Annotated in this window: 16 protein-coding genes; 15 read left to right on the plus strand and 1 reads right to left on the minus strand. The window is 59.0% G+C overall.

Going from position 1 to position 16,151, the window contains the following annotated elements:
- Nucleotides 1-67: 67 nt before the first annotated feature.
- Both QPL94_RS02955 and QPL94_RS02960 read left to right on the plus strand, forming a co-directional pair.
- A complete protein-coding gene (locus QPL94_RS02955; RefSeq protein ID WP_285355400.1) occupies nucleotides 68-571 on the plus strand; it encodes a hypothetical protein in 504 nt (167 codons plus the stop codon).
- Nucleotides 572-636: 65 nt separating this feature from the next.
- Nucleotides 637-1,605 (plus strand): surface lipoprotein assembly modifier, encoded by a 969-nt coding sequence (locus QPL94_RS02960; RefSeq protein ID WP_285355402.1) that lies wholly within the window; start codon nucleotides 637-639, stop codon nucleotides 1,603-1,605.
- An 8-nt stretch (nucleotides 1,606-1,613) separates the two neighbouring features.
- Here the strand turns inward: QPL94_RS02960 and QPL94_RS02965 are convergent, their stop codons facing one another.
- Nucleotides 1,614-2,945 carry a S8 family serine peptidase gene (locus QPL94_RS02965; protein ID WP_285355404.1) on the minus strand — a complete coding sequence of 444 codons (1,332 nt, stop codon included), beginning with the start codon at nucleotides 2,943-2,945 and terminating at the stop codon, nucleotides 1,614-1,616.
- 112 nt (nucleotides 2,946-3,057) lie between these two features.
- On the opposite strand from QPL94_RS02965, the gene QPL94_RS02970 reads away from it, so the two are divergent.
- The 13 genes from QPL94_RS02970 (at nucleotide 3,058) to QPL94_RS03030 (ending at nucleotide 16,112) form a co-directional block, all read left to right on the plus strand.
- The gene (locus QPL94_RS02970) at nucleotides 3,058-3,564 is read left to right on the plus strand and encodes an RNA polymerase sigma factor (RefSeq protein ID WP_285355406.1); all 507 of its coding nucleotides are present in this window, start codon (nucleotides 3,058-3,060) and stop codon (nucleotides 3,562-3,564) included.
- The gene (locus QPL94_RS02975; protein WP_285355408.1) at nucleotides 3,561-4,286 is read left to right on the plus strand and encodes an anti-sigma factor family protein; all 726 of its coding nucleotides are present in this window, start codon (nucleotides 3,561-3,563) and stop codon (nucleotides 4,284-4,286) included. Before QPL94_RS02970 ends, QPL94_RS02975 begins: the two co-directional genes overlap by 4 nt.
- Before the next feature lie 124 nt (nucleotides 4,287-4,410).
- Nucleotides 4,411-5,328: a LysR family transcriptional regulator gene (locus tag QPL94_RS02980; RefSeq protein ID WP_285355410.1), complete on the plus strand. Its 918-nt coding sequence runs from the start codon at nucleotides 4,411-4,413 to the stop codon at nucleotides 5,326-5,328.
- Between the two features lie 76 nt (nucleotides 5,329-5,404).
- Nucleotides 5,405-5,767 (plus strand): DUF7352 domain-containing protein, encoded by a 363-nt coding sequence (locus QPL94_RS02985; RefSeq protein ID WP_285355413.1) that lies wholly within the window; start codon nucleotides 5,405-5,407, stop codon nucleotides 5,765-5,767.
- Between the two features lie 57 nt (nucleotides 5,768-5,824).
- Nucleotides 5,825-6,766 (plus strand): sodium-dependent bicarbonate transport family permease, encoded by a 942-nt coding sequence (locus QPL94_RS02990; protein WP_285355415.1) that lies wholly within the window; start codon nucleotides 5,825-5,827, stop codon nucleotides 6,764-6,766.
- Between the two features lie 54 nt (nucleotides 6,767-6,820).
- The gene (locus QPL94_RS02995; protein WP_285355417.1) at nucleotides 6,821-7,927 is read left to right on the plus strand and encodes a histone deacetylase family protein; all 1,107 of its coding nucleotides are present in this window, start codon (nucleotides 6,821-6,823) and stop codon (nucleotides 7,925-7,927) included.
- Between the two features lie 146 nt (nucleotides 7,928-8,073).
- Nucleotides 8,074-8,637: an alkyl hydroperoxide reductase subunit C gene (gene ahpC, locus QPL94_RS03000; protein WP_170979027.1), complete on the plus strand. Its 564-nt coding sequence runs from the start codon at nucleotides 8,074-8,076 to the stop codon at nucleotides 8,635-8,637.
- Between the two features lie 222 nt (nucleotides 8,638-8,859).
- Complete coding sequence (gene ahpF / locus QPL94_RS03005) at nucleotides 8,860-10,446, plus strand: alkyl hydroperoxide reductase subunit F (protein ID WP_285355422.1); 1,587 nt, start codon at nucleotides 8,860-8,862, stop codon at nucleotides 10,444-10,446.
- A 190-nt stretch (nucleotides 10,447-10,636) separates the two neighbouring features.
- Nucleotides 10,637-11,245: a transcriptional regulator BetI gene (gene betI / locus QPL94_RS03010; protein WP_285355424.1), complete on the plus strand. Its 609-nt coding sequence runs from the start codon at nucleotides 10,637-10,639 to the stop codon at nucleotides 11,243-11,245.
- A 5-nt stretch (nucleotides 11,246-11,250) separates the two neighbouring features.
- Nucleotides 11,251-12,717, plus strand: a complete 1,467-nt coding sequence (gene betB, locus QPL94_RS03015) for a betaine-aldehyde dehydrogenase (protein ID WP_285355426.1) — start codon at nucleotides 11,251-11,253, stop codon at nucleotides 12,715-12,717.
- 21 nt (nucleotides 12,718-12,738) lie between these two features.
- Complete coding sequence (gene betA, locus QPL94_RS03020; protein ID WP_285355428.1) at nucleotides 12,739-14,424, plus strand: choline dehydrogenase; 1,686 nt, start codon at nucleotides 12,739-12,741, stop codon at nucleotides 14,422-14,424.
- 221 nt (nucleotides 14,425-14,645) lie between these two features.
- Nucleotides 14,646-15,863, plus strand: a complete 1,218-nt coding sequence (locus tag QPL94_RS03025) for a BCCT family transporter (protein ID WP_285355430.1) — start codon at nucleotides 14,646-14,648, stop codon at nucleotides 15,861-15,863.
- A 39-nt stretch (nucleotides 15,864-15,902) separates the two neighbouring features.
- Nucleotides 15,903-16,112, plus strand: coding sequence for an acetyltransferase (locus tag QPL94_RS03030; protein WP_285355432.1), 210 nt, complete (start codon nucleotides 15,903-15,905; stop codon nucleotides 16,110-16,112).
- Nucleotides 16,113-16,151 lie beyond the last annotated feature (39 nt).

The raw sequence follows: 16,151 nt of genomic DNA on the forward strand, positions 1-16,151 counted from the left end.
AATCCCGTCCCCAACCGTCCTCCTGATGAAAGCCACCCGAAACGGGTAACAACAGGAGGACGTAACCATGAAAAAGCAGCTACTGACTCTCGCAATCTGCTCCATTCTTTCCACTGGCGCCCTGGCCGCTGAAGGCTCCGCCAATGCAAATGCGGAGGCCGAAGCCAACATGAGCGCCGAGGCCAGCACCCGCAATGGTGTTTCGGCCAATGGCGGTGCGTCGGCGAACGCTCGAGGCAGCGCCAACGGTGAGGCGGCCCGTGACGAGGCCACTGACCAGGGCGAGGCAGTGAGTGCCGAGGCCCGCCAGAATGCTGACAAGGCGGTGAGCGCCGGTGTTGAAACCGGCCAGAAGGTGCGTGGTACCGCTACTGCCTCCGCTGAAGCGGCCGCTGACAGGGCTGGTGAAAAGCGCCAGCAGGCGCAGGAGCGCATGAACAAGGCCCGAAATGCCGAGGTTCGGGCTGAAACCAATCAGCAAATCGGCACGTCTGTTTCTGACAGCGTCAGGAGTGAAGTGCAGAACACCGTCAGGGGAACCGTACGGGGTTCCAGTGGTGGTGCGCTGTAACAATTCACGCCAGACCGGCCGGGCCACAGCGCCCGGCCTTCTTTTGCAGCCAACAAGGAGCAGACATGCATTCGATTCCACGCATTTTGACGTTACCGCTGGCACTGGGTCTGGCCATGCCATCCCTGGTGGCACAGGCGGCAGAAGATGCCCGGGTGAACGGCCACCTTGAAGGCGGTTTCGAACACGACAGCAATGTGACCGTGGATGAACTCAACACTTCTACTGATAAAAGCGATGAGGCCCGGGTTTTTGATGCCGGCCTGGAAGGAGTGCTGAAACCCACGGAGCCCCTGAACATCACCCTGGGTTATTCCCTGTCGGGCAGGCGATACCAGAGCCTCGACCAGTTCGACCAGGATATTCATCTGCTATCGGCAGACATCAGTTATGACTTTGACCCGGTCACCATTGGCACCAGTTATCACTATTCCCACGCCACACTTGGGTCAGACCCGTTCCTGGATTTCAGCCGCGCCAGCGTCTACCTGGGCAGTCTGATCGGGGAGGACGTTTATCTGCTGGCCAGCCTGCAGGACAAGCGCAAGGACTTTGATGACAGCGATGCGCGGGACGCCGACATTCGTGGTGTCAGCCTGGATTCGTTTTTCTTCTTCAACCAGGCCCAAAGCCACCTGGTGGTCGGGCTCGATGCAGACCGCGAAGATGCAGAGGCAGATGCCTACAACAATGACCTGATGCGTGTCCGGGTTGCACTGGTGCACACATTCACCCTGGCTGGCGAGGATAACCGGCTACGGTTCGGCGGGCGCTACGAAGACCGCGAGTACGACGAGCTGACGGTAACCAGCTCGGACCCGCTGTTTAACGACCCCCTGACCGGTGACCTGACAGAGCGTTCGACCAGCCAACGGGCGGACAAGGCGCGTATTCTGGAGGCGAGCTGGCGGATCGGCCTCAATGACGTGTTCAGCGTTGAGCCCAGCATCTCGTGGGGCAAGTACACCTCCAATGTGGACTCCGCAGACTACGACAAGGCCGTGGCCGGGGTTACGCTCAGGGCGGGATTCTGACCACAACCTTACAAGTCGATAAAGCCATGACCAAAACGGGAGTCATGGCCCCGTTCGCCAAGATCCCGGGCTTCGTCGATCAGGGCTTCTATAGCCTGGTCGTCCGGGTAATCGACACGCCGGCAGGCAAGCGCAGCCGCAATGACCGGTGCCGCCAGCGAGGTGCCACTGTCGGCCGCCATGCCGCGTTCAGGATGCGCAACCGGAACGGAAACCCCGGGGCCGGCAAACATCACCTGTTTTCCCCTGTTGGCCCATCGGTACAGTTCACCTGACGCGTCCACCGCCGTCACGCCGACCACACCCCCATAAGCAGCCGGATATAACGGCGGGGTGGCAGGCCCCTGATTGCCCACGGCCGCCACCAGCAGGATGCCCTGATTCCGCAGGCTGTTGACTGCCGTCGCAAGAAGCCGGTTTTCCGGGCCTGTGAGGCTGATGTTGATGACCGATAGATCCTGACCGGCCAGCCAGTTCAGACCTTCCAGCAGATGCCCGAGGGTGGCACCGGAGAGGCTACGGTTGCGATCATAGAATACCGAGGCGTTGTAGACCGTTGCCCCTGGCAGCCTGGCGGGCCATTGATCCTTACGGCTACCCACCATCAGGCTGGCGACGGCGGTGCCATGAGCATTCGGCTCGTTGAGTTGCCCGTCCGACTCCGCCAGTTCCAGAAAGCGCTGCTGTATTATCCGCGCATTGCTGAACACCGGATGGTCTGTGGCAATCGCGGTGTCCACCATGCCAACGCGAACCGGAGTGGTACAGAGACTGCGCCACTGCGGAATTCCCGTCTTTGAAGCGATTGCCCCGTTTTCAGCCTGAGGCGCGAAAACATGGTTCCGGTCCAGCCGGTCTGCCAGTTGCGGTAATGCGGTTTCCAGGGCGGTACGGGAATCCAGCTCGGTTGTGACCTGAAAGCGGACGACGGTCATCCCCAATCCGGACAGCTCGCGACGTTCCAGAATCGTGATTCCCCGCCGGCCGAGACTTGCGAGTTCCGAACGGGTTCCTGTGACCAGCCACTGGCGCTCCACAGCGCGAAAGCCATCGTCCAGGACGACATCATTGAACGCTTTGTGCCCAACGGTCGTGTGTACTGGGAGTGCCGCGGGCAGTTCTGCAAGTTGTTGCCTGGTGGTGTCGGCCCGTGCCTCGACCTGTTTCTCAAGGTGCCGGTCCATGGCCCGCTCTATCATCCGCCCGGCTTTCTGCTCCACCTGGCGGGTGATGGGGGCTGCCGGGTGGTCTGCGAGGCCGCCGCCCAGCGCCATTACCGGTGACGAGAGTGAGCACAGGGCGAGAACAGGGAACAAGCGTGTCTTGAAAAAAGGTTTCATCGTGCCAGTCCGGATTCAGGTGTGTTTCATACGATATAACGGCCGGGTTGGGAAAAAATTCCTCTGTTCATGGAATAAACCGGTTGCCAGCCCGTTTGACTGGTAACACGTCTTGAAAAAGAAGGCTATGCAACAGGAAATTACCGAACTTTTACCCAGGCTCCGTCGGTTTGCCTACTCACTGACCGGCTCCATGGCCGACGCTGACGATCTGCTACAGAACACGGTAGAGCGGTTGCTGACCCGGGACATGCCGGACGATGCCGACCTCACCAGGTGGGCATTCAGGGTTTGCCGCAATGTCTGGATAGACGAATGTCGGGCCCGAAAGGTTCGGCGCGAGGCGGCCGAACATCCGGAACTGACCGATGGCCAGGTGGTGAATGGCGAACACCGGACCACCAAAGAGATTGAATGGCACCGGGTGGATGCCGCCATGGCCCGGTTGCCGGAGGATCAGCGCCAGATCATTTCCCTGGTGGCGATCCAGGGCATGCCCTACAAGATCGTGTCAGAAATCCTGGATGTGCCCAGAGGCACGGTAATGAGCCGGCTGGCACGTGCCAGGGTGGCACTGAGTGAGGCGCTGGCGCCTGTAACCATGAGGACCGATTCATGAACATAACTGACGAAACTCTGTCGGCATTCCTCGATAACGAACTGGCCGAAGCGGAGATGGAAGCGGTTCGGGACCAGCTGGAGGCAGACCCTTCTCTGGCGGACCGTCTGGCGGGGCTGGCCGCGGTGGACGCTGAGCTGCAGTCGCACTACGGCTCGATCGACGACCGCCCCATGCCAGAATCGGTGACCCGAATGCTTGCGGCTGAAACTTCGGACGATGCCGACCCTGCGCAGGATAATGTGGTCACCTTTCCATGGTGGCGCAGGATGCGTGGGCACACCGGAAAGGCCGTCGCTGCGGCAGTGATTGCGGGGGTGGCGCTGACGCAGTGGCTGACCCTGCCTTCAAATGGAGAAACGGCGTGGCCAGCGGTGGTGAGCGTACTGGATAGCCAACCCAGTGGTGAAGTGTATCAGCTTGATAATCACGCCTCCCTCACGCCGAGGTTGACGTTCCGGAGCCAGGCCGGCGAATGGTGCCGTCAGTTCCGGCTGGAGACAGATGATGTCGCGTCGGAACAGATTGCCTGCCGCAGTGAAGGGGGCGCCTGGGAACAGGCTGCCCGGGTGGAAGCCCGGCCGTCACCGGAACCTGAGAGCTATCAGACGGCCAGCGGGGGGAGCGTGCTAGACGAGACTCTGGACCAGATGATGGATGGTTCTCCAATCGGGCCCGATGCGGAGCGTGCCTTGCTACAGCACCGGTGGGGTGACCGGTAGACGCCATGCTCTGGCTCTTCCCGAATGCCCTGGTGTTGGTTAATCTGAGATACCATCGAACAAGGCCAGCACCCCCGCCTGCGAACAGGTTTTGCGTCCGATCAAACAGTGAGTAATATCAGAAATGGATAACCTGAACCTTCGCCACCTCTATTATTTCTGGGTCATTGCCCGTGAGGGGGCCATTGTCCGGGCGGCGGAAAGCCTTGAGCTGACCCCCCAGACCCTGAGCGGCCAACTGGCGACTTTTGAATCCGCTCTGGGTAACGCTCTGTTTCGCCGAGCCAACCGGGCTCTGCAACTGACGGATTTCGGGCAGACGGTATTCGGTTACGCAGACGACATGTTCCAGACTGCCCAGGCACTGACGGATGTGCTGCGTCAACCGCCGGAAAACCGGCCCCTGAGCCTGTCTGTCGGCATTGCCGCGTCGATTCACAAGCTGATTGCCTACCATCTGACGGAACCTGCCCTGTCCCTCTCCCGAGAGGTGCGGCTGAACTGCCGTACCGGTGATACCACGGAGCTGTTGAAGCGTCTTGGCCAGCGGGAGCTGGACATCGTTCTGACCGACCGCCAGCCGGCTTCGGGCGAGGCTGGCCATTACCGCAGCCATCAGCTGGCGAGCTCTTCCATGTCGCTGTTTGCGGCCCCGGAACTGGCGGAAACGCTGTCTGCGGATTTTCCCGCCAGTCTCGACCGGCAACCGTTTCTGGCGACATCCCTTGATGCTCCTTATATCAGCGCCCTGATGAACTGGTTTTCCAGCCAGGATATCCGGGTGAAAGTGGTTGCCGAGGTGGATGACAGTGCCCTGATCAAGGTATTCGGTCGGGAAGGCCTGGGTTATTTCGCGGCACCCACCGCAATCCGTGATGAGGTGTGTCGCCAGTATCAGGTGGTGCATGTGGCCAGCATCCATGAGGTCAGGGACACCCTGTATGCGGTGACACGGGCCCGGGGAAGCCATAATGCAGCGGTGACGGAGTTACTGCGGGAGCGCCCGGAGCTGGATGACAAGATCGAAAAAATCGAACAGTAAACCAGAAAAAACCATGTTCCTTTCGATTTATGGTTTGTGGATGATGGCATTGTGTCCCTCAGAAGGAGAACCGGCCATGAAAACCATTCACAAGTTCCGTCTCGAATGCGGCAAAGAGCCCAACACGCTGAAGTTGCGGGAAGGTTACCGCGTGGTTCGCTGCGAATACGTTGTACCCCAGAAGGGCGTCTACCTGTGGGTCGAGCAGCCATTGAATGTTGCCATTCCGGTGGTGGAACGGCAATTTGTGGTGGTGTATTCGGGTGACCCGGTCCCAACCAGTTATCAATACCTGGATACCGCCCTCGACCCGTTCGGCCCAGAGGCCTACCATATCTTTGAGGTGGCAGTGACACCGGCGGGTAAAGTGGCTGCTCCACACCAGCAGGCAAGCCCGATGCTGTTCCGGCCGGCCATGCGACAGGTGGGGACGGCCTAGCTTTCATTGCAGTTTCAGGGGCCCTGCGGGGCCCTTTTGTTTTACCGGAGTTTATAAATGCCAGACATCATCGTGATGTTCTTCCTGCTTGGAGTTATCGCGGGAACCCTTCGCTCGGACCTGACGATTCCCAAAGCTGCTTACGACATTCTCAGCCTGCTGCTGATGCTGACTATCGGCCTCAAGGGCGGTATGGCCCTGCATGGCAATCTTCACTGGGGACTGGTCACGCAAGTGCTGGCGATCATGGCACTGGGCTTTGTCATTCCCCTGGTGCTGTTTCCGATGCTCCGTCACCTGGTTAAATTGAACGTGGCGGATGCCGCCAGCTTTTGTGCTCACTACGGATCGGTCAGTGCGGGTACCTTCGCCGTTGCCCTGGCCTGGGTGGAGTCCCGGGGAATGGCCACGGGTGGGCAGGTTACCCTGTACCTGGTGCTATTGGAGTTGCCGGCCATTCTTACCGGCTTGTGGCTGTATCGACGCTATACCCGGGGCACGGCCCAGACAAACACCAGCGGCACACCCCTTTGGCAGGAAACCCTGACCAACCGGAGCGTGGTATTGCTGGTTGGCGGTGTGGTTATCGGCATCCTCTACGGGCCGGACCAGGGTGATGGTGTTACCGCGCCGCTGACAGGGGCTTTCTCCCTGGTACTGTCACTGTTTTTGCTGGAGATGGGTCTGGTGGCTGCCGAAACCCTGCGCAAGATCCAGCTGCGCCACTGGCGGCTGATTGTCTTTGCCCTGTGCATGCCACCAATCCTGTCCCTGCCGGGGTTGGTAACCGGCCTGTGGCTGGGGCTCGAACCCGGCACTATTGTCATCCTTGGCGCCCTTACCGCCAGTGCCTCTTATATTGCAGCGCCGGTGGCGGTACGACACGCGATTCCCGAGGCGGATATCGGGCTGGCCATGCTGGCCTCACTCGGTGTGACGTTCCCATTCAACGTGTTGATTGGTATAGGGTTATACAGTTACTTCCTGGAATTATTGTGATTTACCCCGATAGGGCTATGATGGTCGGACAGCTCTAACAGGGAGGGCACAGCTTTGGTACAGCAAAGGGATGTCACCGTATTTTACGATGAGCGGGTACTGGCGCATGCCCCGGACACCAATGTGGATTTTTTGCCCGGCCGCCTGGATAAGCGGATTCGCACCATTCTTTCGGACCTGGAGGTGCAATGGAAGTACCCGGAGCACCCCGGCCGCATGACGGCAATCATGGACCTTCTGGCCAGGGAACCTATCCCCGGTGTGCGGATAGAGCCTGGCAAGGCGGCGACCAAGGATGAGTTGAGCCGGGTTCACACCCGGTCCTTCCTGGATGACATATTTTCCCTGCGAAATGAAAGCGCCTGGCTGGATGTGGATACCACGGCTGTTTCACCGGGCAGTGTCCAGGCCGCCGAAGTGGCCGCCGGCACGGCAATTGCGGCCGTGGAAGCGGTTGTTGAAGGCCGCACCGGCAGTGCGTTTGCGGTAGTACGGCCGCCCGGCCACCATGCCGACCCGGCGCGCGCGAGGGGCTTCTGTCTGTTCAACAATGTGGCTGTTGCCGCAGCCCATGCCCATGCCGCTCTGGGCTGCAAGCGGGTGTTGATTGTCGACTGGGATGCGCACCATGGCAATGGTACCCAGGATATCTTCTGGGCCGACCCGGACGTCATGTTTTTCGATATGCACCGCGCCGCGCCATTCTATCCGGGCACCGGCTCGCTGACGGATGTCGGGGCAGGCCGGGGTGAAGGCACCACCGTAAACGTACCCATGCCCGGTGGCGCGGGGGATGTTGCCTACCTGAAGGCCATGCGCGATATCCTGGTGCCGGCTGCGGACTTCTTCAAACCGGACCTGGTGCTGGTATCCGCCGGCTTCGATGCCCACTGGTTCGACCTGGCACTCAACGTGTCCTACGAGGGTTTCGCCGCGATGACCGGAATTGTCCAGCAAATTGCAGACAAGCACTGTAAGGGCCGGTTGGCCATGATCCTTGAGGGCGGTTACAATACCGAATCATTGTCTTACGGCGTACACGCGGTGCTCAAGGCGCTGGCCGGTGGCGTGGTGATAGAGCCCAAGGACTGCGGCGTAGAGGAAGTAGAGGCCGCCACCGAATTTCACAAGGGTGCCTTTCAACCCGGTAACACGGATTAGTCCTTCGCTATTGCCCGCCCAAGAATAAAATAGTAGTTACCTATCGAACAACTAAAAACAATCAATTTGAATGTTTTTGATCGGACCAATATATTGTGCCGCTCAAGTTAGCCAATGCCTCAATGAACCAAATGGAGATAATTCTTATGGGTATGATTAACAGCGAAATTCAACCGTTCAACGCAACTGCCTTCAAACAGGGCGAGTTCGTTGAAATTTCCGAAGCCGATGTAAAAGGCAAGTGGTCGGTATTTTTCTTCTACCCGGCCGACTTCACGTTCGTATGCCCGACCGAGCTGGGTGACGTTGCAGACAAGTATGAAGAGCTGCAGAAGCTGGGCGTGGAAGTATTCTCCGTGTCTACCGACACCCACTTCACCCACAAAGCGTGGCACGACAGCTCCGAGACCATCGGCAAGATCAACTACTTCATGGTAGGAGACCAGACCGGCACCATCACCAACAACTTCGGTGTCATGCGTGAAGGCCAGGGCCTGGCAGATCGCGCTACCTTCCTGATCGACCCGGATGGCGTTATCCAGGCGATGGAAATCACTGCCGAAGGTATCGGCCGTGACGCAGACGACCTGCTGCGCAAGGTTAAAGCGGCCCAGTACGTTCGCAACCATCCCGGCGAAGTTTGCCCGGCCAAGTGGAAAGAAGGCGAAGCGACTCTGTCTCCGTCACTGGACCTGGTTGGCAAAATCTAAGGTTTCAGCAACACTGAAACCTGTAAGAGGGCCCGCTTTGCGGGCCTTCTTTGTTTCTATCTGGTTGATTTTCAGAGTCGAATAGCAAAGGCCTATCAAATACTTTAGATCAATTAATTTGAGCTCTGCCTGGCTGGACCGTATCGTACTCGCATATTCGATTCACGACTCAACCTGAGTTCGCACATTCAGTTTTACGATATCCGAAGGGGAACAGAGAGCATGTTGGATGCCAGTATCAAGGAGCAGTTGAAAGCCTACATGGAAAAGCTGCAGCAGCCGATCGAGCTGGTTGCCGCTTACGATGACAGCCCGAAATCCCAGGAGCTGAAGCAGCTGCTGGATGAAATCGAGCCGATGTCAGACAAGATCAGCCAGCGCACAGAAGAATCCGACGATGTGCGTCGTCCCTCCTTTGCCATCAACCGGATTGGCAGTGACATTGGCGTTCGCTTCGCCGGTATTCCCATGGGCCATGAGTTCACCTCACTGGTGCTGGCGCTGTTGCAGGTCGGGGGCCACCCGCCCAAGGCCAGTGATGAGGTTATCGAGCAGGTAAAAGAGCTGGACGGCGAATTCGAGTTCGAAACCTACTTCTCGCTGTCGTGCCAGAACTGTCCGGACGTGGTTCAGGCCCTGAACCTGATGAGTGTGCTGAACCCCAGGATCAAGCACACCGCCATCGACGGTGCCCTGTTCCAGGACGAAGTGGAGCAGCGCGAAGTCATGGCCGTGCCCAGCGTCTACCTCAACGGCAAGCCGTTCGGCCAGGGCCGCATGACTCTGGAGCAGATCATCGCCAAGGTGGATACCGGTGCCGAAGCCCGCGAAGCCGAGAAGCTGAAGCACAAGGACCCGTTCGAAGTATTGGTGGTCGGTGGCGGCCCTGCCGGTTCCTCCGCCGCTATCTATGCAGCGCGTAAGGGCATTTCCACAGGCATTGTAGCCGAGCGTTTTGGTGGCCAGGTAGCTGACACCATGGGCATCGAAAACCTGATTTCCGTGCCCTATACCGAAGGCCCCAAACTGGTGGCGGCCATGGAGCAGCACGTCAAAGAATACGACGTCGATATCATGAACCTGCAGCATGCCGAAAAGTTGATTCCGGCGGCCAGCAAGGGCGGCCTTCATGAGGTACGCCTGGCCAATGGCGCGTCACTGAAGTCCCGTACTCTGGTGCTGTCCACCGGTGCCCGCTGGCGCCAGCTGGGTGTACCCGGCGAAGAGGAATACCGTAACAAGGGCGTCGCCTACTGCCCGCACTGTGACGGCCCGCTGTTCAAGGGCAAGCGTGTAGCGGTGATCGGCGGAGGCAACTCCGGCGTGGAAGCGGCCATTGACCTGGCCGGTATCGTCGGCCACGTCACCCTGCTGGAATTCGCCTCTGAAATGAAGGCGGACGATGTACTGCAGAAGAAGCTGCGCAGCCTGAAGAACGTGGAAATCCTGACCTCGGCCCAGACCACTGAAGTCACCGGTGAAGGCGGCAAGGTAAACGGACTGCAATACACCGACCGCGCTACCGGAGAGAGCCATCACGTATCGCTGGAAGGCGTATTCATCCAGATCGGTCTGATCCCGAACACCGAATGGCTGAAGGGAGATATCGAACTGAGCCAGCACGGCGAGATCATTGTCGACGCCCGTGGCGAGACGTCAATTCCGGGTGTCTTTGCCGCCGGCGATGCCACCACAGTGCCTTACAAGCAGATCGTAATTTCCATGGGGGAAGGTTCCAAGGCTGCCCTGAGCGCCTTTGACTTCCTGATCCGCAACTCCGCTGATGAGAGTGAAGAAGAGGCGGCCTGAATCACCGCCTGAAAACAGGTTTACACACGGCTGACCCCTGAACCGTTCGTGTTTTCAGCCCCGTTGTCCGGCTTCCGGATAGCGGGGCTTTTTTATGGGTGTGTGTCCCCGGCTTGAACAGTCCGATTACATTCTGTACACTTTATTTTAATTGAACGTTCAATTAACAAACGATCAGGTCAGGAACGCGATGCCGATTGTCGGAGTTAAAGACACCCGAAAGCAGCAGCTGATTGATGCCACCATGGCATCCATTGCCGAGCTGGGCCTGCAGAACACCACCATCATCTCCATCAGCCGTCGTGCCGGTATGTCGTCCGGGATTATCAGCCACTATTTCGGTGGTAAGCAGGGGCTGATCGAGGCGGCACTGCGCTATCTGCTGGACCAGCTTGGCAAGGAACTGCGGGAACGCATGGCCCGCACGGATGGTTCGCCGGAGCAGCGCCTACAGTGCATCGTGGAAGCCAACTTTTCCGAGTTCCAGCGCACTGACCTGGCGGCAAAGACCTGGCTCAGCTTCTGGGCCCGTTCCATGCACGAGCCCGGCCTGCAGCGCCTGCAGCAGATCAACAATGCCAGGCTGTACAGCAATCTGCGGTATTCCTTTGCCCAGCGTTTGCCAAAACAGGCCGCCACCGAAGCGGCCCGCCAGATGGCCGCAATGATCGACGGCTTCTGGCTGCGCAGTGCTCTTGGCACGGACCCCCAGGAAGGCTTTGCCGCAGCGGAAACGCTGTGCAAGCGATTTGCATTGAACGCGCTCAATCCGACAACGAATTCATCAGCTCAGGTTTGAATCCCATGACTGCATTGCCCCGTTATCAGAACTTCATCAATGGCCGGCCCATGGCCAACGCTTCCGGCGAGACCTTCCCCGTGGTGAACCCGGCCACCGGCGAGGTGGTTTATGAAATGGAAATTGCCGATGACAGCATCCGGAAGGCGGCTATCGAAAGTGCCCAGGCGGGCTTCAAGGTCTGGTCCGCCATGACCGGCGCCGAGCGCGGTCGAATCCTGCAGCGTGCCGTGGCCCTGCTGCGGGAACGCAACGATGAACTGGCAGCACTGGAAGTACAGGACACCGGCAAACCCTGGCAGGAAGCCCAGGTGGTGGATGTGGTGACCGGCGCCGACACCCTGGAATACTTCGCCGGCCTGGCCGCGTCCGTTGAGGGCAACCAGCAGGATCTGGGTGGCGACTTCTACTACACCCGCCGCGAACCCCTGGGTGTGTGTGCCGGTATCGGTGCCTGGAACTACCCGCTGCAGATTGCCTGCTGGAAGTCCGCCCCGGCCCTGGCCACCGGTAACAGCATGATCTTCAAGCCGTCAGAGGAAACTCCCATGGGGGCCCTGAAGCTGGCGGAGATATTTGCAGAAGCCGGCGTTCCGGCCGGCGTGTTCAACGTGGTTCAGGGCGCGGGTAACGTAGGCGCCTGGCTGACCCACCACCCGGGCATCGCCAAGGTGTCGTTTACCGGGGAAGTGGGCACCGGCAAGAAGGTGATGACAGCCGCGGCTTCTACCCTGAAAGATGTGACCATGGAGCTGGGTGGCAAATCACCGTTGATTATTTTTGAAGACGCAGATGTTGAAAACGCCGTTTCGGCGGCGATGCTGGGTAACTTCTATACCCAGGGCGAAGTCTGCACCAACGGCACCCGGGTATTCGTCCACGAGGCAATTTATTCGCAATTCATGGACCGGTTGCTGGAGCGCACGCTGAACAACATCCGCATGGGCGACCCCACCGATCCGGAGACCAATTTCGGCGCACTGATCTCCAGCAAGCACCAACAGCTGGTCCTCGACTACATCGACAAAGGCATCGCCGAAGGCGCCACCCTCAGCCACGGTGGCAAGGCCGCAAAACCGGCGTCTGCCCCCGGTGGTTATTTCGTGGAGCCCACCATCTTCACCGACTGCACCGACGACATGACCATCTGCCGCGAGGAAATCTTCGGGCCGGTGATGTCGGTGCTGACTTTCTCCGATGAGGAAGAAGTGATCGACCGGGCCAACAGTACCGACACCGGCCTGGCAGCCGGCGTGTTCACCAACGATATCCGTCGCGCCCACAGAGTTATCCACCGCATCGAAGCCGGCATCTGCTGGGTCAACAGCTACGGTGCCTCGCCTGCCGAAATGCCCGTGGGAGGTTACAAACTCTCCGGCGTTGGCCGCGAAAACGGCCGTGTCACGCTCGACCACTACACCCAGCTGAAAGCGGTGTACGTGGGAATGGAGGACATAGACAGCCCTTTCTGATTGGGCTGCCGGGAGCTGCGTATGAAAGAAGCAATCTACGATTACATCATTGTCGGGGCCGGGTCTGCCGGTTGTGTGCTGGCCAACCGGCTTACCGAGGATGGCCGCCACCGGGTGCTGCTGCTGGAGACCGGTGGCAGCGACAAGAGCATCTTCATCCAGATGCCCACCGCGCTGTCCATCCCCATGAACACCAAAAAATACGCCTGGCAGTTCGAGACCGAGCCGGAACCCTATCTGGATAACCGCCGCATGCACTGCCCCCGGGGCAAGGTGCTGGGCGGTTCGTCCTCCATCAACGGTATGGTCTACGTGCGTGGCCATGCCCGTGACTTTGACGAATGGCAGGAACAGGGGGCCGATGGCTGGGACTATCGCCACTGCCTGCCCTATTTCAAGAAGGCGGAAACCTGGGCGTTCGGCGGGGATGACTACCGGGGCGATCAGGGCCCGCTGGGCGTGAACAACGGCAACAATATGCAGAACCCGCTCTACAAGGCCTTTGTGGACGCGGGCGTGGATGCGGGCTACTTTGCCACCGCGGACTACAACGGCGAGCGTCAGGAAGGTTTCGGGGCCATGCATATGACCGTTAAAAACGGTCGCCGCTGGTCCACCGCCAACGCCTATCTGCGCCCGGCCATGGCGCGGGACAACCTGACCGTGGTTACCCATGCGCTGGTCCACAGGGTATTGCTCGATGGCAAGCGGGCCACCGGCGTGCGCTATGAGAAAGATGGCAAACTGGTGGATGTGACCGCTTCTGAGGAAGTGATCCTCTCTGCGGGTTCGATTGGGTCACCCCATCTGTTGCAGCTCTCGGGTATTGGTAACCGTGAGGTGCTGGAGCAAGCGGACATCCCCGTCAATCACGAGCTGCCCGGTGTGGGTCGCAATCTGCAGGATCACCTGGAATTCTACTTCCAGTTCCGCTGCAAAGAGCCCGTGTCCCTTAATGGCAAGCTCGACTGGTGGAACAAGCTCAAGATCGGTGTGCGCTGGCTGCTGAAGAAGGATGGCCTGGGTGCCACCAACCACTTTGAATCCTGCGGTTTTATCCGATCGAAGGCGGGTGTCGAGTGGCCGGACCTGCAATACCACTTCCTGCCGGCGGCCATGCGTTACGACGGGAAGGAAGCTTTCAATGGCGACGGCTTCCAGCTGCATGTCGGCCACAACAAGCCCAAGAGCCGTGGTTCGGTGTGCGTGCAGTCGGCTGACCCCAGGCAGGCACCGCGTATCCTCTTCAATTACCTCCAGCACGATGATGACCGCGCGGGCTTCCGTGACTGCGTGCGCCTGACCCGCGAAATCGTCAGCCAGCCGGCAATGGACGCCTACCGGGGCCCGGAAATTCAGCCGGGCATCGATGTGCAGAGCGACGAGGAAATCGATGCCTTTGTCCGTCAGGCGGTGGAAAGCGCCTATCACCCCTCCTGTACCTGCAAGATGGGTGTGGACGACCAGGCCGTGGTGGGCCCGGATACCCGGGTGCACGGACTGAGCGGATTGCGGGTGGTGGACTCGTCCGTCTTTCCCACCATTCCCAACGGCAATCTCAATGCCCCCACCATCATGGTGGCGGAGCGTGCCGCTGACCTTATTCGTGGCGTGGTGCCACTGAAGCCGTCCGATGCCCCCGTGGCGATAGACGAGCAATGGCGGGATCGCCAGCGCCCCGGAGGGGCCAGACGCGAGATCGCCTGAGCATTTCCCGGCGGCTCAACACCGCCGGTTTTTTTACGCAAGCCATCAGGATTTACCTATCGCCACTGCGGTAACCACACCGTTGTGAGTGCGCGATAGTTAAGTGTTGACCCGTCAACGCGGGGGTTTGTGTCCGATTCGAATGAACATTTGCTTCAAAGTAGAGGAGGAACACCCATGTTGTCCGATAAAATAGCGATTTCCTGTACCCGGAGGTGTGTATGACACTCTGGTTATCCACAGGCCTGATTTTCACCTTCGCGGCCATCGCGTTGATCCTGTTCAAATGGTGGGACCTGCAAGTCATCGGTGTGACGCCGGTGCGCACGTTCACGTTCATTGCCATCCTGTTTACCTCCGGCCTGGATGTGGGCCTGATCATGTTCCCGCTGACCGAGTTCGCCGGCTACGGCAACCTGGCGGAGAGCCCGGAATACGGCTTTGCCAACCCGCTGGCCATTGAGTTTGGCTTCTGGGCTTTCCTGATATGGGGCTTTTACTTCCTTACGTGCTTTTATTTCTGCGTCATCGAGCCGCGAGTGAAATTCTTTGATATCCCGCTGGTGAGAGTGGTCAACAATGTGGTGATCATCGGCACCTGTGCCTTTACCGCCTTCCTGCTGCTGGTTAACCTGCCCTGGTACCTGCCGGAGATCGGTGACGGTGAAACCGTGGTGCCCACTTTTTATCTGATTGTCTTTGCAGCGATTGCAGCGGCGGTGCATTCCAGCAGTAAAATCAAATACGTGCGCATACTCAGCCTGGGTTCGAGCTGGCTGTTCATTGCCCTGATTGCAGTAATGTGGGGCCGCGCATTCCTTACCGGCAACGGCAGCGTGGGGGACTTTTTCGGCACCGCGGGCCTGATTGGTGAGTACTTCACCAACCTGCACCACTTCATGCTACCGCTGAACGACTACCACGAGTTTTACCTGTTCTGGTGGTTCTCCTGGAGCATCATGATCGGCCAGTTCACCGCCCGCTTCGTCAGCGGCCTGCGTACCTGGCAGCTGATGATTGCCATGCTGGTGTTCCCCTCCATTGCCATCGGTACCTGGTTCTCGGTGTTGTACCACTATCACGCCGAGGGGCTGAACATTGCCGCGTTTATCAACATCGCGATGATCACGGTCGGTATCCTGATGGTAGTCAACTCACTGGATTCGTTGATCCGGCTTTATACCGACAACCTGAACCTGACGGCAAAGCGGCTGGGCCAGGGCAAGTACTATCTGGGCAACCTGGTTGCCATGTGCGGCCTGACACTGCTGTTCCAGCTTGATTTCCTGCGTATCCAATGGGTAGGTGCCCTGGTGATTGCGTTGTACTTCAGCTGCTTCGTCTACATTGTAATGAAGCGGCGCTCCGAGGTGATGGGCATTGAAGCCTCGCCCAAAGAGAATACACTCGACTTCAGGAAGATTGAGTTAGCGAGCTAGATCGTTTCACACACCATCAGGAAAATCCGGGAGGGATTTATGTTTCTCGCCGAAAAATCGACCGGTCACATGATAGAAGTGCTGGACACCCAGGCGCTGTTTGATCCCCATGAATCGACGGTGAAGGGCAGCCTGCACTTCGGTGAGGAGGCCCAGGATCCGGAGGCTTTTGAGAAGGCAAGCCTGAATTTCCCGTCCGGGGAATCCCTGCCGCTTTGCTGGACGGACCCGGATTATCGCAGAAAGTGATCCGGGCCCGGCAAAGCCACTCCCTGTTGTTGCTGATGG

Source organism: Marinobacter sp. SS13-12 (assembly GCF_030227115.1).
Classification (GTDB): Bacteria; Pseudomonadota; Gammaproteobacteria; order Pseudomonadales; family Oleiphilaceae; genus Marinobacter.